The sequence below is a fragment of the Streptomyces sp. SLBN-31 genome (assembly GCF_006715395.1).
Taxonomy (GTDB): Bacteria; Actinomycetota; Actinomycetes; order Streptomycetales; family Streptomycetaceae; genus Streptomyces.
Window position 1 is genome coordinate 1,199,598 of the sequence record NZ_VFNC01000003.1, and the last position, 16,146, is coordinate 1,215,743.

A 16,146-nucleotide genomic window follows, 5' to 3' on the forward strand; every position below is an offset into this window, starting at 1 on the left:
ATCGGATCGGGAAGTCAACGGACTTTCACTGAACGTGAGTTGGGTGTCGCGGAGCGTGTCGGGGCTCAGCGGGCGTCGTCCGGCAGGAGCCGGGCGAGGGTCCGCACGGCCCGGTACTGCAGGGTCTTGATCGCGCCCTCGTTCTTGCCCATCACACGGGCCGTCTCGGCGACCGAGAGTCCCTGGAGGAAGCGCAGGGTCACGCACTCCTGCTGCTGCGGGTTGAGTCGGCGCACGGCCTCCAGCAGGGCGGCGTTCGAGAGGGACTCCAGGACGGAGTCCTCCGGGGAGCGCTCGACCTCGTTGGCGTCGAGCATCTCGCCGGTGGTCACCTCCAGCCGGAAGCGGCTCGACTTGAAGTGGTCGGCGACCAGGTTGCGGGCGATCGTGACCAGCCAGGCGCCGAAGTCGCGGCCCTGCCAGGTGAACGTGCCGATGCGGCGCAGGGCGCGCAGGAACGTCTCGCTGGTGAGGTCCTCGGCGGTGGCCTTCCCGCCCACGCGGTAATAGATGTACCGGTAGACGGTGTCGCTGTACTGGTCGTAGAGGCGTCCGAAGGCGTCGGCCTCGCCGGCCTGGGCGCGCTCGACCAGGTCCATCATCCGGGCGCTGTCGCTGTCCGCGGCGGGGCGGCGGGCGGTGGTGCCGGCGGCCGACCGGCCTCGTCTGCCGACCGCGGCGCTGCCGTCGGCCAGTGCGTAGCACGGACCGACGGGCGCGGCGGCGGCGCCCGCGAGGGCGGGGACGGCGTACGCGGTGGGGACGAAGTCGCGCAACAGGTTGTGGACCGTTGCGCGCAGCGTAGCCAGGCCCGAGGCGTCAACCCCGACGTGTGGGTACACGGGACTCCCAGAGGCAGAGCTTCCATCACGTGCAGTACGGGACCGTTCACCCGTCGTAGCGACGGAGGGGTACCGGATTGCGTCTGAGGAGAATAACGCTTCGTACAGGCGCTGCTACACCGAGTTGCTCAAATCATCGATTACGTCGCTTCTGTAACCAATTGGCGCCCGATCAAGTACAAGAGAGTGACCGTTTGTTGATCGAAAAGGTTCGGCTTACGGGTGGGAACAGGGCGTGTTGTGGCCGTGTGCAGCCAATGTGACTGGACAGCGGCGTGCGGGGGTATGACCTGCGGATTGGCTTGTTTGTGCGGACGGTCCGGAAAACGAAAGAGGGGCGTCGCGGATGCGACGCCCCTCTTTCGGAAGTGGTGCGGGTGGACTCAGCGGCGCCGTCGGCTGATGGCGATCGCCGCCGCGGTGCCGCCGGCCACCGCGCCCACGCCCGCCGCCGCCGGGATGCCCACCTTGGCGGCCTTGCGGCCCGTGCGGTAGTCCCGCAGCCGCCAGTCCAGACTGCGGGCGTGCTTGCGGAGCTTGGTGTCGGGGTTGATGGCGTAGGGGTGGCCCACCAGGGACAGCATCGGGATGTCGTTGTGGCTGTCGCTGTAGGCCGCGCAGCGGGAGAGGTCCAGGCCCTCCGCCGCCGCCAGCGCGCGGACCGCCTCCGCCTTCGCCGGGCCGTGCAGGGGTTCGCCGACCAGCTTGCCCGTGTAGACGCCGTCGACCGACTCGGCGACCGTGCCGAGCGCGCCGGTCAGGCCCAGCCGGCGGGCGATCACCTGCGCGATCTCCACCGGGGCGGCCGTGACCAGCCAGACCTTCTGGCCCGCGTCCAGGTGGGCCTGCGCGAGGGCGCGGGTGCCCGGCCAGATGCGCTCGGCCATGTACTCGTCGTAGATCTCCTCGCCGATGGACTGCAGTTCGGCGACGCGGTGGCCCTTGACGATCGACAGCGCCGAGTCGCGGGCCTCCTGCATGTGTTCGGGGTCCTCGACGCCGGCCAGCCTGAACCACGCCTGCTGCCAGGCGAACTTGGCGAGGTCGCGGGTCTCGAAGAACTTGCGCTTGTACAGACCGCGGCCGAAGTGGAAGAGGGCGGCACCCTGCATGACGGTGTTGTCCAGGTCGAAGAAGGCGGCTGCCTTGTCGTCGCCCAGCACCGGGAACTGGGGTTCCTCGACGGTGAGGTCGGGGGTCTCCGAGTCCTGCGACGACTTGCGGGCGGCCTCAGCCGAGGCCTCGCCTGCCAACACGCTCCGCGCCGTGGCGGAGCGCCTACGGGGAGTGAGCCATCCGAGAGCGGCCATGACCGTGAGCATAGCCAGTTTGTTCGGTGACTTCGGAGTCGAGAGGTTTGGAGGTTGTGAACTCTGCGCGGCCCGGCCGTTAAACAAGCGGTGCGGCGCGGCCACAATGGCTCGTATGAGTCCCATTTTTCGGCGGAAGGCGCCGGACCCGCAGGAGCGACTGGTCACTCTGGTCCGGAAGCAGGGCTGTCATCTGTGTGATGACGCACAAGTTGTGGTGGAGAAGGTGTGCGGTGAGCTCGGTGTGCCGTGGGAGGAGAAGGACATCGCGCTCGATCCACAACTCCATGACCAGTACTGGGAGCAGATTCCGGTCGTCCTGATCGACGGTGCGCAGCACACCTTCTGGCGCGTCGACGAGGCGCGGCTGCGCAAGGCGCTCGCTTAGGATCGAAGGCGTCCGGTCTCGGGGGCGGGGATCCGAAGAGGAGCGTGTGCGGTCTTGCCCCCAAGAAATGAGGAACGGCTGTGTCCGTGCGCCGGTTCCGCGCCGGGGCGTGGGGGGCGCGTGACCCCGGTCACGTTGGCCGGGCAAATCGGACACCATCTTTGTGCACGCGTTCACAAAGACATAGCCTGCATTCGACGGGGCGGTCCAGGAACGTGTGACCGCCTGCAGCCCCGCTCTACCCGCAGGAGCACCGTGGCAACTGGCCGAACTCACCGACCGGCGACCCGTAGCCGAGGGATTCCCGAGGCCACCGTCGCCAGGCTTCCGCTGTACCTCCGCGCGCTGACCGCACTGTCGGAGCGCTCGGTACCCACGGTCTCCTCCGAGGAGCTCGCGGCCGCCGCGGGGGTCAACTCCGCCAAGCTGCGCAAGGACTTCTCCTACCTGGGGTCCTACGGCACCAGGGGCGTCGGCTACGACGTCGAGTACCTCGTCTACCAGATCTCGCGCGAGCTGGGGCTCACACAGGACTGGCCCGTCGTCATCGTCGGTATCGGTAACCTCGGCGCCGCCCTCGCCAACTACGGCGGGTTCGCCTCCCGCGGCTTCCGGGTGGCCGCCCTCATCGACGCCGACCCGGCCATGGCCGGCAAGCCGGTCGCGGGCATCTCCGTGCAGCACACCGACGACCTCGAGAAGATCATCGAGGACAACGGCGTGAGCATCGGTGTGATCGCCACCCCCGCCGGTGCCGCCCAGCAGGTCTGTGACCGGCTCGTCGCCGCCGGCGTCACCTCCATCCTGAACTTCGCGCCGACCGTGCTGTCCGTCCCGGACGGCGTCGACGTACGCAAGGTGGATCTGTCGATCGAGCTGCAGATCCTCGCCTTCCACGAGCAGCGCAAGGCCGGTGAGGAGAGCGCGTCCGCCGACGGCGCGCACCCGGCCGCCGCCGCCCGCAAGGAGTCCGCCGACCAGGGGCCCGACGGGGACGTCCCCGCCGTGATGCCGGCATGAGTCTCCTCGTCGTCGGGCTGAGCCACCGCAGTGCGCCGGTCAGCGTCCTGGAGCGGGCTGCGCTGCACGCGGACGCCCAGGTCAAGCTGTTGCAGGACACGGTCGCCGCCGAACCGGCCACCGAGGCCGCGGTGCTCGCCACCTGCAACCGCATCGAGCTGTACGCCGACGTCGACAAGTTCCACGCCGGTGTCGCCGAGCTGTCCACGCTGCTCGCCCAGCACAGCGGGGTGGGGCTGGAGGAGCTCACGCCCTATCTGTACGTCCACTACGAGGACCGGGCGGTTCACCACCTGTTCTCCGTGGCCTGCGGGCTCGACTCCATGGTCGTCGGCGAGGGGCAGATCCTCGGGCAGATCAAGGACTCGCTGGCCAAGGCGCAGGACCTGCACACCGCCGGGCGGCTGCTGAACGACCTCTTCCAGCAGGCCCTGCGGGTCGGCAAGCGGGCCCACTCCGAGACCGGGATCGACCGGGCCGGGCAGTCGCTGGTCACCTTCGGGCTGGAGCAGCTGGCCCTCGGCGCCGACGTCCTGGAGTGGGCGCGGGGCAAGAAGGCTCTGGTCATCGGGGCCGGTTCGATGTCCTCGCTGGCCGCGGCGACGCTGGCGCGGGCCGGCGTGGCCGAGGTCGTGGTCGCCAACCGGACCGGGGAGCGGGCGGAGCGGCTCGCGCAGATACTCGCCGACGGCGACGACACGGACGTGCTGGCCCGGGCGGTACCGATGGACGCGGTGCCGGGCGAGCTGACACGTGCCGACGTCGTCGTCTCCTGTACGGGGGCCACGGGGCTGGTGCTGACCGCGGAGGTCGTGGCCAAGGCGCTGCGGGGCCGCGTCGCCGACGGCGCGTACGACGTCGCCGCCGACCTGGGGCCGCACGAGCGACCCGCCGCCGAGGTGCCGCCTCTGCGTGGGGCGGGAGCCGCCCCGGCCGGCACGAACGCCCGTGGACTGACGGGCGCGGCCGCCGACGAGAACTGTCCGCTCGACCTCCCCGCCGTGCAGGCCGCCCCCGGTTTCTCCGTGCTCGGTGAGGCTGCCGTCGCCGGCATGCCCGCCGCCGAGCTGGAGCAGCACGCGGCCTGGGTGGACAACGCGCCGGGGCCGCAGGGGGCCGGGCCGGCCACCGTGCTCGACCCCGCCGAGGAGGCCGAGGCCATCGCCGCGCTCGCCGCCCTCGCCGCCACCGTCGGCCGCATCCCCGAGCGCCGTAAGCCCGAGCCCGTCGTGGAGGCCCCGCGGCCCGCGCCCGTGCTCTTCGTGCTCGACCTCGCCATGCCGCGGGACGTCGACGCGGCCGCGCACCGCCTGACCGGGGTACGGCTGGTCGACATCGAGTCCCTCGCCGAGGCCTCCGCGGACGCGCCGATGGCCGCCGACGTCGACCAGGTGCGGCAGATCGTGGCCGACGAGGTCGCCGCCTTCGGGGCGGCGCTCAGGGCCGCGCACATCACGCCCACCGTCGTGGCCCTGCGGACCATGGCCGCCGACGTGGTGGCCGGTGAGATCGCGCGGCTGGAGGGGCGGCTGCCCGGCCTCGACGACAAGCACCGCGCCGAGATCACGCAGACCGTCAAACGCGTCGTGGACAAGCTGCTCCACGCGCCGACCGTGCGCGTCAAGCAACTCGCCGCTGAACCGGGCGGCGCAGGGTACGCGGATGCCCTGCGCACCCTGTTCGACCTCGACCAGGAGACGGTGGCCGCCGTCTCCCGGGCCGACAACGACTCTGAGAACAGCAAGAACCGAGGGCCAGCATGAGTAGCAAGGCACTGAGGCTCGGGACCAGGCGGAGCAGACTCGCCATGGCCCAGTCCGGGCAAGTCGCGGACGCCGTGAGCCAGGTGACCGGCCGGCCCGTCGAGCTCGTCGAGATCACCACCTACGGCGACACCTCGCGCGAGCACCTCGCGCAGATCGGCGGCACGGGCGTCTTCGTCACCGCGCTGCGGGACGCGCTGCTCAGGGGTGAGGTCGACTTCGCGGTTCATTCGCTCAAGGACCTGCCCACCGCGCAGCCCGAGGGGCTGACGCTCGCCGCCGTACCGGAGCGCGAGGACCCCAGGGACGTCATCGTGGCCCGGGACGCGCTGAAGTTCACCGACCTGCCCCGCGGGGCGCGGATCGGGACCGGCTCGCCGCGGCGGATGGCCCAGTTGAACTCGTACGCGCGCAGCCACGGGCTCGACATACAGACCGTGCCGATACGCGGGAACGTCGACACCCGCATCGGATACGTGCGGGACGGTGAACTGGACGCCGTCGTGCTGGCCGCCGCCGGACTCAACCGCATCGGCCGGATCGACGAGGTGACCGACTTCCTGTCGGTCGACACGGTTCTGCCCGCCCCCGGCCAGGGGGCACTGGCGATCGAGTGCGCCGCGGACAACGCGGACCTGATCGCCGCGCTCGGCGCGCTCGACGACCCGTTCACCCGGGCCGCCGTCACCGCGGAGCGGTCACTGCTCGCCGCCCTGGAGGCCGGCTGCAGCGCCCCGGTGGGCGCGCTGGCCGACCTTCTGGCCGACGGGCAGATCGTCAAGGAAATGCGCCTGCGCGGGACAGTCGGCACGACCGACGGCTCGCGCACGGTGCAGTTGTCCACCACCGGTCCCGTGCCCGAGACGTACGACCAGGCAATGGCGCTCGGTCGCGAACTCGCTGCCGAGATGCTTGCCCAGGGCGCGGCCGGTCTGATGGGGGAGCGAGCACAGTGAGCCCCACCACCCTTCCCACCGGCCTCGATCACGGGCACGTCACCTTCCTGGGCGCCGGACCCGGGGATCCGGGACTGCTGACTCTGCGCGCCGTGGAGGCGCTCGCGACCGCGGACGTCCTCGTCGCCGAGGGCGACGTGCTCGACGTGGTGCGTCAGCACGCCAGACACGGCGTCGCCGAGGTGTACACGGACGCGGGTCCTTCGTCGGACCCCGTTCCGGGCACGGGCACACCTCAGCTTGCGGTTGTTGACGGTGCGTCAACAACCGCTGGGGTCCCCGCGGTACGGGATGCCGCACATCTTGTCATGGAGGCCGCACGGGGCGGCAGGCGGGTCGTCCGTGCGGTGTCCGGGGACCCTGGCCTGGACGCTTACGCCGCCGAGGAGATGCTCGCCTGCGCCCGCGCCGGTGTGCCCTTCGAGGTCGTGCCGGGTGTCGCCGCGGCCGTGGGCGTGCCGGCGTACGCCGGTGTGCCGCTGCGCGACGCCGAGGGCGCGGACGTGCGGTTCGTGGACGCCCGTACCGCCTCCGACCGGTGCTGGAGCGAGGTCGGTGCCTCCGACGGGACGGTGGTCGTCTCGACGACGCTGGACTCCGTGGGCGCGGCCGCCGGCGAACTGGTGTCCGCCGGACGCAAGCCCGACACCCCGATGACCGTGACGGTGGCCGGTACCACCACCCGGCAGCGGACCTGGACGGCGACCCTGGGCACCATCGCGCAGACGCTGAAGCAGGCGAAGGTGCTGCCCTCGCCGGACGGCGGCCGGCCGGTGATAGTCGTGGTCGGCGAGCGTTCCGCCGCCGCCCAGCGCGACCAGTTGTCGTGGTTCGAGAACAAGCCGCTGTTCGGCTGGAAGGTCCTCGTGCCGCGTACGAAGGAGCAGGCGGCGTCGCTCTCCGACCAGCTGCGGTCCTACGGGGCCGTGCCGCACGAGGTCCCGACGATCGCCGTCGAACCGCCGCGCACGCCCCAGCAGATGGAGCGGGCGGTGAAGGGGCTCGTCACCGGCCGGTACGAGTGGATCGCCTTCACGTCGGTCAACGCGGTCAAGGCCGTGCGGGAGAAGTTCGAGGAGTACGGGCTCGACGCGCGCGCCTTCGCGGGGATCAAGGTCGCCGCGGTGGGCGAGCAGACCGCCAGGGCGCTCATCGCCTTCGGCGTGAAGCCCGACCTGGTGCCGTCGGGGGAGCAGTCCGCCGCGGGTCTGCTCGAGGACTGGCCGCCGTACGACCCGGTCTTCGACCCGATCGACCGGGTGTTCCTGCCGCGGGCGGACATCGCCACGGAGACCCTCGTGGCCGGGCTCATCGAGCTGGGCTGGGAGGTCGACGACGTCACGGCCTACCGGACCGTGCGGGCCTCGCCGCCGCCGGCGGAGACCCGGGAGGCGATCAAGGGCGGTGGCTTCGACGCCGTTCTGTTCACCTCGTCCTCGACCGTGCGGAACCTGGTGGGGATCGCCGGGAAGCCGCACAACGTGACCGTCATCGCGTGCATCGGGCCCGCCACGGCGAAGACCGCCGAGGAGCACGGGCTGCGGGTGGACGTGATGGCTCCCGAGCCGTCCGTGCACAAGCTGGCGGAGGCGCTGGCCGACTTCGGGTTGCGGCGGCGGGCTGCGGCGCTGGAAAGCGGGGACGCGGTGACTCGGCCGAGTGAGCGCAGGCCGGGGGCGCGGCGGCGGCGGACGACGACGTGAGGTTGGTGGGGGTGGGTCCGCAGCCCGGCGTGACGGGGTGCCGCCTCTCCGTGGGCCGGGTGCCGGCCCTGGGCGCCACGACTGCCCGCAGGCTGGGCGTAGTGGCGCCGACGTTCCGTCGGCAAAGGGGCGCCTGGGCCGGGCGTAGCGTAGTGGTATGACGAAGTACGGATCCTTTCCCGGTACGCGTCCCCGGCGGCTGCGCACCACCCCCGTCATGCGCCGTATGGTCGCCGAGACGCGGCTGCACCCGGCGGACTTCATCCTCCCGGCGTTCGTGCGCGAGGGCGTGAGCGAGCCCGTGCCGATCGCGGCGATGCCCGGGGTCGTGCAGCACACCCGGGACAGTCTGAAGAAGGCGGCGGCCGAGGCCGTGGAGGCCGGGATCTCGGGGATCATGCTCTTCGGGGTGCCGGAGGAGTCGAAGAAGGACGCCGTCGGCACGCCGGGCACCGACCCCGACGGAATTCTGCAGGTCGCCATCCGGGACGTGCGGGCCGAGGTCGGTGACGACCTGCTCGTCATGTCCGACCTGTGCCTCGACGAGACGACGGACCACGGTCACTGCGGGGTGCTCGACGAGCAGGGGCGCGTGGACAACGACGCGACGCTCGAGCGGTACGCCGAGATGGCCCAGGTCCAGGCGGACGCCGGTGCCCATGTCGTGGGCCCCAGCGGGATGATGGACGGGCAGATCGGGGTCGTCCGGGACGCGCTCGACCAGATCGGGCGGGAGGACGTGGCGATCCTCGCCTACACCGCCAAGTACGCCTCCGCGTTCTACGGACCCTTCCGCGAGGCCGTCGGCTCCTCGCTGCGGGGCGACCGCAAGACGTACCAGCAGGACCCCGCCAACGCGCGGGAGTCGCTGCGGGAGCTGGCGCTGGACCTTCAGGAGGGCGCCGACATGGTGATGGTCAAGCCCGCCGGGCCCTACCTGGACATCCTGGCGCGGGTCGCGGACTGCGTGGACGTGCCGGTGGCCGCGTACCAGATCTCCGGCGAGTACTCGATGATCGAGGCCGCCGCCGAGAAGGGCTGGATCGACCGGGAGCGGGCCATCCTGGAGGCCCTCACCGGCATCAAGCGGGCCGGCGCGCAGAACATCCTCACGTACTGGGCGACCGAAGTGGCGCAAAGGTTGCGCTGATCCGGGCTACGGATGGGGATACGTCAGGCCTCGAATCGGCCACCGACCGGCATCGGAACGCGATCGGTTCGGCAACGGAAACAACTCGGATTCGTGAACTGGCGTCCCCCTTCCCGCGTTTTCCCCTGATCTGTACGGGTTTTGGAACCGACCCGCAGTGGATCTGTCCGAAAAGTGCTCAACCGGTGCGTACGCTCACCGAATTGACGAGTTCTCGTCAGTGTCCCTACCTTCTGCGCCTGGCCTGATCCGTTCCGGATGGTCCGAACGTCGATCCCTGGGGGACACAAGTGAGCTGGTTCATCGAGGCACTGAAGAAGTACGCCGTGTTCAGCGGTCGCTCGCGCCGCAAGGAATACTGGATGTACGCTCTGTTCGTCGGCATCATCTACGTGGTTCTGGCCATCATCGCCGCCGCGTCGAAGACCCCGGCCCTCTTCGTCCTCCTCGGCATCTTCTACCTCGGCATCCTGCTGCCCAGCCTCGCCGTCAGCGTCCGTCGTCTGCACGACACGGGCCGCTCCGGCTGGTGGCTGCTGATCGGGCTTGTCCCGGCCGTCGGCGGCATCGTGCTGCTGGTCTTCACCTGCCTCGACAGCCAGCCGGGCCCGAACCAGTACGGCCCGAACCCGAAGGAAGCGCCTGTCGCGTACGCGGGCTGATCACCGCGCCCCGAGGCCGTCCGGTCGGTGTTCCCGACCGGACGGCCTCTTCGCGTGCTCGGGGGCCGGATGCCGCAGCGGCTGCGCGTGACCGGTCGCCGGGCCCTCGTCGCGCACCCCTGTGCCGTCCTTGCATCCCGTCACCGTGAGCGCGACGAGCGTGAGGACGGTGGCGGCGAGCAGACGGCGGATGCGGGGGGCTCGGGCGGACATGGCGGTGCGGGCCTTTCCGTGGGGGTGCTGGGGGTGCCGGGGCCGGCGGTGTCCAGCCTGGGCGGTGATCTCCATGCGGCGCCACACCTCGCGCGGGATTCGGGACGGCGATCCCGTGGGATCGCCTCTGACCTGCGGGGACGCTGCGTCCCGCAGGGGTGTCGTGGGACGTCTTCCGGGCCTTCACCCGGCTCGTCCCGCGACCCGTTGCCGTGAGTCGTGCGGTCGGGCACCATCAACTCCGCTCGGGAGTTAGCTTGTTGACGACCGCCCCTACTCTTCAGGGAGACGCCCGTGCCCGGTGACGCGTTGAGTCAGGACCCCGCGCTGCTCAGAGGACGTATCGACACCACCAAGGCGCATCCCGCCCGGGTCTACGACGTCTTCCTCGGCGGCAAGGACAACTACCCGGTCGACCGCGCCGCGGCCGCCGCCGCCCTCGCGGCCAACCCGCGCGGCTACCTCGACGTACGGCACAACCGCGACTTCATGCGCCGCGCGGTGACCCGGCTGGCGGGCGAGCAGGGCATCCGGCAGTTCCTCGACATCGGCACCGGGCTGCCCACCGCGGAGAACGTCCACCAGATCGCCCAGGACATCGCCCCCGAGTCCCGGATCGTGTACGTCGACAACGACCCGGTGGTCCTGGCGCACGCCCGCGCCCTGCTCACCAGCAGCCCCGAGGGCCGTACCGACTACGTCGACGCGGACCTGCGCCGGCCGGACGAGATCCTCGAACAGGCCGCCAAGATCCTCGACTTCGGTGAGCCGGTCGCGCTGCTGCTGGTGGCGATCCTGCACTTCGTCGAGGACGCGGAGGCCTACCCGCTGGTGCGCGAGCTGATGGAGGCCTTGCCGGCCGGCAGTCACCTGGTGCTCAGCCACCTCACCGACGAGATGCACCCCGAGCCGGCGCGGGCGGTCCAACGCACCTACACCGAGCGGGGGTTCACGTTCGTGTTCCGCTCCAGGGCCGAGGTCGAGCGGTTCTTCGGCGAGACCCCGGGGGTCGTCCTGGACGAGCCGGGTGTCGTCCCCGTCCACCACTGGCACCCGGGCCCGGCGCCCGCTCCGCCGGCCGTGGAGGAGGCGTACTTCGACTCCCTCGACGACATCGAGAAGATCCGCTACCGCGACATCAACGACGTGACGGACGACGACATCAACGTGTACGGGGCGAGCGGCCGGAAGGCCTGAGTCGGACGTCCCTAGCCGGCCGGGCGTCCGGATCGCGGAATGCCGGGTGTAGAGGGCATCTTTCTTTCTAAGCTGCGGCCACGAGCCTTGGCAGAGGGAGCCGCACCATGACCGTCGTCCCACCCGTCTCCGTCCCTGTCCCGCTTCCGCCGCTCGCCGCGCGGGCCCGGACGGTCGGCGGTTCGCCGGTACGGGACATCCTCGCCGTGACCGCCCGCCCCGAGGTGATCAACTTCGCGGGCGGGCTGCCGGCGCCGGAGCTGTTCGACGCCGAGGGGATCGCGGAGGCGTTCCGGGCGGTGCTTGCCGAGGACGCCGGGCGGGCGCTGCAGTACTCCACCACCGAGGGGGAGCCGGTGCTGCGGGCGGCGTTGGCCGGCCGCATGTCGGCGCGCGGGCTGCCCACGGACACCGACGACGTCCTCGTCACCACGGGCTCCCAGCAGGCGCTGTCCCTGCTCGCGGCGGCCCTGCTGGAGCCCGGCGACACGGTCCTGGTCGAAAGTCCCTGCTATCTCGCGGCACTTCAGGCCTTCGGCCTCGCCGGTGCCCGGATCGTGCCGGTGCCCGGCGATGAGCAGGGCCTGGACCCGGTGGCGCTTGAGGAACTGGTCCTGCGCGAACGCCCGAAGCTGCTCTACACCGTCCCCACGTTCCAGAATCCGACCGGCCGCACCGTGCCCGCCGGCCGCCGGGCCGCGATCGCCGAGGTGGCGGAGCGGTGCGGGCTGTGGATCGTCGAGGACGACCCGTACGGCGAACTCCGCTTCGAGGGTGAGCGGGTGCCGTGGATCGCCTCCCACGAGGGGGCCGCCGAGCGGGTCGTGCTGCTGGGCTCCTTCTCCAAGGTCATGGCTCCCGGCCTGCGTCTGGGCTGGCTGCGGGCGCCCGCCGGGCTGCGCCGGGCCTGCGCGGTCGCCAAGCAGGCGGCCGACCTGCACACCCCGACCGTCAACCAGCTCGCCGCGGCACGCTACTTGGCCGAGCGGGACCTGGACGCGCACGTCGCCCGGGTCGCCGGGGTCTACCGCGAGCGGCGGGACGCGATGCTCGCGGGCCTGGCTGACGCGCTGCCCGCCGGCTCGACGTGGTCCCGCCCCGAGGGCGGCATGTTCCTGTGGGCCCGGCTCCCGGAGCCGTACGACACGACGGCCCTGCTGCCCCAGGTGGTACGCCACGATGTCGCCTACGTGCCCGGAGCCCCCTTCTACGCCGGCACCCCCGACCCCTCGACCCTCCGCCTGTGCTTCGTGACCCAGACCCCACAGGAGATCGGCGAGGGCCTGAGGAGACTGGGCGAGGGCCTGCGCATCCTCTGAGGGCTCAGGGACCGCAGGTGCCGGACCGACTCGCGCACTGCCAGTCGGAGAAGCCGTCCTGGGGGTGACGCACGGCGTCGTCGAACGCCATGAGGTCCCGTACGAGCAAGAACAGAAGCGCGGCCCCGACGAGCCCCACCAGCACCAGCACGACACGAAGCCTCGTCCTCGCCGCGCGGCTTCGACCCCGGTGCGGCTCGTCCCCGGTCCGGGGCACAGGCCGGCGGCCGACGTTGCCGGGGGTGTGCTGGCCCTTCATGCGCACGACGTGATCTCGTCGGAGGTGCCGCGGACGTTGAAGTCCTGGGCCAGACCGACGGTGTTGAGGTGGGCGATGTCGGCCTGCTCCATCTCCTGGCCGCCTCCCCCGACGTTCGACCGGTGCTCGCTGGGGACGCCCCAGTCGTAGCGCTTGCGGACCTCGACCCGGTAGGTGACCTCCCCGTCGTGGACGTAGCCGGTGAGCCGGTACTGGAAGTGGTTCAACGCGTAGTACCAGTCCGCACTGCTGTGACCGTCCGCGGGATCGGGCGCGGTGCTGCCCCACTCCGTGGTGAAGGGGCCGTCCGGGCGGCCGTGGACGTCCCTTCGCAGGGTCTGGTCGACATCCTTCTGGAAGGCCGGGACCTGGTCCATCAGGGTCTGCGGGTCGACCTCGACGTCGGTGCCGCTGGCGTCCAGATAGTGCTGGATCAGGCCGGCGGCGTTCGGGTAGTCGTAGTAGGGGCTGGCGAAGGCCGCGCCCACGTTGTTGAGCTTGTTGCGGATCTCGTGGTCCCCGGGGTCCGGCTCCGCGATGTCGAACCTGCGGTTCTCGCTCTCGAAGTTGTGGATCGTGCCGAAGGCTATGCGCAGCCGCCGGGCCAGCCACTCGTCGTCCTCGGTCGCCCGGTCGAGCACCTCGGTGAGCTGCTTCTGCAGGCCGTCGGCGACGCGCTGGTGCTGCTCGTAGTTGCTGTGCACGTCCGGATCGTCGGGGTCGTCGACGACGCAGAACTCGATCGCGCCGTCGGCGCTGATCGTCATGCCGTGCTCCAGCGCCTGCCGTTGGATGTCCTGGGCCTTGAGCTGGTGCTCGCGCAGGCCCTTGGTGCCACCGGTGCCCCGGCCGCCGTCGGCCTCGGCGTCGATGTAGTCGCGCAGCGCCCGGACCTCCTTGTCCAGGGCGTCGATGTCCACCTGTATCAGGTCGCAGAACGCCTGTGCCCGCTCGCCCGCCTTGCCCTGCCAGTGGTCGCGGTGCAGTGGCTGGACCACGCCGTCGTGGAACTCCGTGCGCGCGTCCTTGATCTTCCGGTGAATGGCGTCCCAGTTGTCGCTGAACGTCTCCAGGGCGTTGACGTCGAGCTCCATGAGCTGGTGGAAGGTGACCACGATGCTGCTCCTCCGGCTCAGCGGAACGAATGCGGGGTGTGCGGGCCGGCGAACTGCGAGGCGGTCGCGATCTCGGTGCGGTCGTAGGCGTCCGCGCTGTCGCGGAAGTTCTGCGCGGCCGTGTCCAGACGCCCCGTGACGAAGGTGAGCAGGAGCTCCCAGCGGCTCTGCATGTCGGCGAGACTGCCGGCGAACGCCCAACCGGGTGCCGCCTTCGCGAGGTCACTGTCCGCGTCCTCGGCCGCGCCCCTGGTCCCGCGGATCAGTCGGGAGGTCGTGTCGCAGTCGTCGGCCCGGCCCCGGAGGAACGACGAGCTGACGCCGACATCCGGGTTACCGCCCCAGACCGGTGGCTGAGGTGACGGAGGCGTGGGCGATGGGTTGGGCGAGGGCGATGGCTGCGGCTCGGGCTCGCTCGGCGCCGCGGTGGTCACGGCAGGTGCCGGACCCTGGGCATAGGCCAGCCTCGGATCCACTGCTTGGCTCATCTCGCCGACTCCTCCAGAACCGGTCGCCCGGTACTCACCCCGTACGGAAGAAACGTTCTTCTGCACCCTAGTGGGTTCGTAGAGTCGGGGCATGGTGCGTACGGGGAAGTTCGATCTGGACGGTTACCTTCGGAGGATCGGATGGGAGGGGGAGCCGCGGGCCGATCCGGGGACCTTGCGCGGGGTGCATCTGGCGCATCTGCGGGGGATTCCGTTCGAGAATCTCGATGCCCTGCGGCGAGTGGCGCCCTCGCTGGAACTCGGGGATCTGGTGGCCAAGTTGGTGGACGGTCCGCGTGGGGGTTACTGCTACGAGCACAACACCCTGTTCGCGGCCGCGTTGGAGGCGTTGGGTTTTCGGGTGACCCGGCTGGCGGCGCGGGTGGTCGTGGGGGCGGATCGGGTCGAGAGCCGGCCGCGTACCCATATGGCGCTGCTGGTGGAGGTGCCGGGGGAGCCGGGGCCGTATCTGGCGGACGTGGGGTTCGGGGCGATCGGGGCGTTGCTGGAGCCGGTTCCGCTGGTCGCCGGTGCGGAGTTCGAGGGCGCCGGGCGGCGGCACCGGCTGGTGACCGTGGAGCATCCGGGGCCGCTGGAGCTGTGGGTGCTTCAGGCGTACGGCGAGGAGAAGGGCGGCGTCGCGTCCGACGGTCCCTGGCAGGCGCAGTACGCGTTCACCCTGGAGCCGTTCGAGCACGCCGACTTCGAGGTGGTCAACTGGCACATCGGCACCAACCCGCGCTCGCCGTTCACCCAGCGGCTGTACGTGCAGAGCGTGAACGCCGACCGGCATCTCCTGCTGCACGGACGGACGCTGACCGAGACGCGAACCGACGGCGCTGTGCGCGAGCGGGAGTTGACGGACGAGGGTGAGGCCCGGCGGCTGCTGGAGGAGGAGTTCGGGATCGTCGTGCCCGACGGGAGCGCGCTGTTCGGGTGAGCCGGCCGGTCAGTCCCACCAGAAGTGCCAGGACGGCTTGCCGAGGAGCTGCTGTTCGGCGTACTCGGTGAGCGTGCCGGGGCCCTGGATGACGGTGTCCGGGCAGAAGGCGAAGTGTTCGGCGGCCAGGGCCCGCGCCTCGGCGAGCGTGGCGGGCGGCGCGGCGACGGAGACCAGCAGGTGGGCGAAGCCGAGGGCGACGACCCGTATGCCGTAGCGGTCCTCCCAGGAGCGGAGCACCGCGCAGAGCCGGGCCACGTCGTCGTCGTGGTTCGCCGGGCCCGTCCAGCCGATCGCCGCGGGGATGTCCGCGCTGCGGCGGGCCGGGACGAGGGCGAGCCGGGGCTCCTTGAACGAGCCGGTGCCGCCCGCGACCACGGCCTCCGCGAGGGCTGAGGCGGCGGCCTCGGGAGCGGTGACGTCCGCGGCGGGTGCCGGGCCCGGCCACTCCTCGCCGTCCGCCGCGCACTCCTCCCAGTGCTCCGCCAGCACGTCCACCGGGTCGTGGTCCCCGGGGTACGAGACCTCGCCGGGCGCCAACTCCCAGTCCCACGGCCCCCCGAGGTCACCACCGGCCTCGACGAGGACGGGCAGCAGACCGGCCGCCGGCGCGGTGCGCCGCAGCGCGTCCCAAGCGCCGGGCACCGCCTGCTCGGCCGCGAGCCACAGCAGGGGTTCGTGCCAGGGCCCCTCGTCGGTCTCGTCGACCAGCCGGCCGGGCGGGAGTTCGAGGCCGAGGGCGTCGAGCCGGGGGAGCGGGTTGGGGAGTGTCGCCATGCCGGAGACTGTAGGGGCGGCCACTGACAACGGCCTCACCGACC

At 71.3% G+C, this 16,146-nt stretch carries 17 protein-coding genes; 10 read left to right on the plus strand and 7 right to left on the minus strand.

Going from position 1 to position 16,146, the window contains the following annotated elements; translation table 11 throughout:
- Nucleotides 1-65: 65 nt before the first annotated feature.
- Both FBY22_RS43180 and FBY22_RS43185 read right to left on the minus strand, forming a co-directional pair.
- Nucleotides 66-842 (minus strand): ECF subfamily RNA polymerase sigma factor, BldN family, encoded by a 777-nt coding sequence (locus tag FBY22_RS43180; RefSeq protein ID WP_142154331.1) that lies wholly within the window; start codon nucleotides 840-842, stop codon nucleotides 66-68.
- A gap of 383 nt (nucleotides 843-1,225) precedes the next feature.
- Nucleotides 1,226-2,152 carry an HAD family phosphatase gene (locus FBY22_RS43185; RefSeq protein WP_142154333.1) on the minus strand — a complete coding sequence of 309 codons (927 nt, stop codon included), beginning with the start codon at nucleotides 2,150-2,152 and terminating at the stop codon, nucleotides 1,226-1,228.
- A 106-nt stretch (nucleotides 2,153-2,258) separates the two neighbouring features.
- Between FBY22_RS43185 and FBY22_RS43190 the strand changes: the two genes are divergently transcribed.
- The 7 genes from FBY22_RS43190 (at nucleotide 2,259) to FBY22_RS43220 (ending at nucleotide 9,794) form a co-directional block, all read left to right on the plus strand.
- Nucleotides 2,259-2,540: a glutaredoxin family protein gene (locus tag FBY22_RS43190; RefSeq protein ID WP_174267462.1), complete on the plus strand. Its 282-nt coding sequence runs from the start codon at nucleotides 2,259-2,261 to the stop codon at nucleotides 2,538-2,540.
- Between the two features lie 255 nt (nucleotides 2,541-2,795).
- The gene (locus FBY22_RS43195; protein WP_142154337.1) at nucleotides 2,796-3,560 is read left to right on the plus strand and encodes a redox-sensing transcriptional repressor Rex; all 765 of its coding nucleotides are present in this window, start codon (nucleotides 2,796-2,798) and stop codon (nucleotides 3,558-3,560) included.
- Nucleotides 3,557-5,323 carry a glutamyl-tRNA reductase gene (locus FBY22_RS43200; RefSeq protein WP_142154339.1) on the plus strand — a complete coding sequence of 589 codons (1,767 nt, stop codon included), beginning with the start codon at nucleotides 3,557-3,559 and terminating at the stop codon, nucleotides 5,321-5,323. Before FBY22_RS43195 ends, FBY22_RS43200 begins: the two co-directional genes overlap by 4 nt.
- Entirely contained in the window at nucleotides 5,320-6,279 is a 960-nt protein-coding gene (hemC, locus tag FBY22_RS43205; RefSeq protein WP_142154341.1) for a hydroxymethylbilane synthase, read from the plus strand. The genes FBY22_RS43200 and hemC overlap by 4 nt, the downstream gene beginning before the upstream one ends.
- Nucleotides 6,276-7,982 carry a bifunctional uroporphyrinogen-III C-methyltransferase/uroporphyrinogen-III synthase gene (locus FBY22_RS43210; RefSeq protein ID WP_142154343.1) on the plus strand — a complete coding sequence of 569 codons (1,707 nt, stop codon included), beginning with the start codon at nucleotides 6,276-6,278 and terminating at the stop codon, nucleotides 7,980-7,982. The genes hemC and FBY22_RS43210 overlap by 4 nt, the downstream gene beginning before the upstream one ends.
- A gap of 157 nt (nucleotides 7,983-8,139) precedes the next feature.
- Complete coding sequence (gene hemB / locus FBY22_RS43215) at nucleotides 8,140-9,132, plus strand: porphobilinogen synthase (RefSeq protein WP_142154345.1); 993 nt, start codon at nucleotides 8,140-8,142, stop codon at nucleotides 9,130-9,132.
- Between the two features lie 290 nt (nucleotides 9,133-9,422).
- Nucleotides 9,423-9,794 (plus strand): DUF805 domain-containing protein, encoded by a 372-nt coding sequence (locus FBY22_RS43220; protein ID WP_142154348.1) that lies wholly within the window; start codon nucleotides 9,423-9,425, stop codon nucleotides 9,792-9,794.
- Here the strand turns inward: FBY22_RS43220 and FBY22_RS43225 are convergent, their stop codons facing one another.
- Nucleotides 9,795-10,082, minus strand: a complete 288-nt coding sequence (locus FBY22_RS43225; protein WP_142154350.1) for a hypothetical protein — start codon at nucleotides 10,080-10,082, stop codon at nucleotides 9,795-9,797.
- Nucleotides 10,083-10,301: 219 nt separating this feature from the next.
- Between FBY22_RS43225 and FBY22_RS43230 the strand changes: the two genes are divergently transcribed.
- Nucleotides 10,302-11,204 (plus strand): SAM-dependent methyltransferase, encoded by a 903-nt coding sequence (locus FBY22_RS43230; RefSeq protein ID WP_142154352.1) that lies wholly within the window; start codon nucleotides 10,302-10,304, stop codon nucleotides 11,202-11,204.
- 107 nt (nucleotides 11,205-11,311) lie between these two features.
- Entirely contained in the window at nucleotides 11,312-12,523 is a 1,212-nt protein-coding gene (locus FBY22_RS43235; protein ID WP_142154354.1) for a PLP-dependent aminotransferase family protein, read from the plus strand.
- A gap of 4 nt (nucleotides 12,524-12,527) precedes the next feature.
- Here the strand turns inward: FBY22_RS43235 and FBY22_RS44065 are convergent, their stop codons facing one another.
- From FBY22_RS44065 to FBY22_RS43245, 3 genes are all read right to left on the minus strand, one after another.
- On the minus strand, nucleotides 12,528-12,674 hold the full coding sequence (locus FBY22_RS44065) for a hypothetical protein (protein ID WP_160159963.1): 147 nt from the start codon (nucleotides 12,672-12,674) through the stop codon (nucleotides 12,528-12,530).
- A gap of 104 nt (nucleotides 12,675-12,778) precedes the next feature.
- The gene (locus tag FBY22_RS43240; RefSeq protein WP_142154356.1) at nucleotides 12,779-13,897 is read right to left on the minus strand and encodes a hypothetical protein; all 1,119 of its coding nucleotides are present in this window, start codon (nucleotides 13,895-13,897) and stop codon (nucleotides 12,779-12,781) included.
- A 17-nt stretch (nucleotides 13,898-13,914) separates the two neighbouring features.
- Nucleotides 13,915-14,385, minus strand: a complete 471-nt coding sequence (locus tag FBY22_RS43245) for a hypothetical protein (RefSeq protein ID WP_142154358.1) — start codon at nucleotides 14,383-14,385, stop codon at nucleotides 13,915-13,917.
- Between the two features lie 91 nt (nucleotides 14,386-14,476).
- Here FBY22_RS43245 and FBY22_RS43250 point away from each other — a divergent pair, with 91 nt between their 5' ends.
- On the plus strand, nucleotides 14,477-15,325 hold the full coding sequence (locus FBY22_RS43250) for an arylamine N-acetyltransferase (RefSeq protein WP_142154361.1): 849 nt from the start codon (nucleotides 14,477-14,479) through the stop codon (nucleotides 15,323-15,325).
- 9 nt (nucleotides 15,326-15,334) lie between these two features.
- On the opposite strand, the gene FBY22_RS43255 is transcribed toward FBY22_RS43250, so the two are convergent.
- On the minus strand, nucleotides 15,335-16,102 hold the full coding sequence (locus FBY22_RS43255; protein WP_142154363.1) for a DUF4253 domain-containing protein: 768 nt from the start codon (nucleotides 16,100-16,102) through the stop codon (nucleotides 15,335-15,337).
- Nucleotides 16,103-16,146 lie beyond the last annotated feature (44 nt).

Coding starts and splice junctions, on each gene's coding strand:
- FBY22_RS43185 (WP_142154333.1), bottom strand. CDS start 2,152: ATGGCCGCTCTCGGATGGCTCACTCCCCGTAGGCGCTCCGCCACGGCG.
- FBY22_RS43190 (WP_174267462.1), top strand. CDS start 2,259: ATGGCTCGTATGAGTCCCATTTTTCGGCGGAAGGCGCCGGACCCGCAG.
- FBY22_RS43200 (WP_142154339.1), top strand. CDS start 3,557: ATGAGTCTCCTCGTCGTCGGGCTGAGCCACCGCAGTGCGCCGGTCAGC.
- hemC (WP_142154341.1), top strand. CDS start 5,320: ATGAGTAGCAAGGCACTGAGGCTCGGGACCAGGCGGAGCAGACTCGCC.
- hemB (WP_142154345.1), top strand. CDS start 8,140: ATGACGAAGTACGGATCCTTTCCCGGTACGCGTCCCCGGCGGCTGCGC.
- FBY22_RS43225 (WP_142154350.1), bottom strand. CDS start 10,082: ATGGAGATCACCGCCCAGGCTGGACACCGCCGGCCCCGGCACCCCCAG.
- FBY22_RS43235 (WP_142154354.1), top strand. CDS start 11,312: ATGACCGTCGTCCCACCCGTCTCCGTCCCTGTCCCGCTTCCGCCGCTC.
- FBY22_RS43245 (WP_142154358.1), bottom strand. CDS start 14,385: ATGAGCCAAGCAGTGGATCCGAGGCTGGCCTATGCCCAGGGTCCGGCA.
- FBY22_RS43250 (WP_142154361.1), top strand. CDS start 14,477: ATGGTGCGTACGGGGAAGTTCGATCTGGACGGTTACCTTCGGAGGATC.
- FBY22_RS43255 (WP_142154363.1), bottom strand. CDS start 16,102: ATGGCGACACTCCCCAACCCGCTCCCCCGGCTCGACGCCCTCGGCCTC.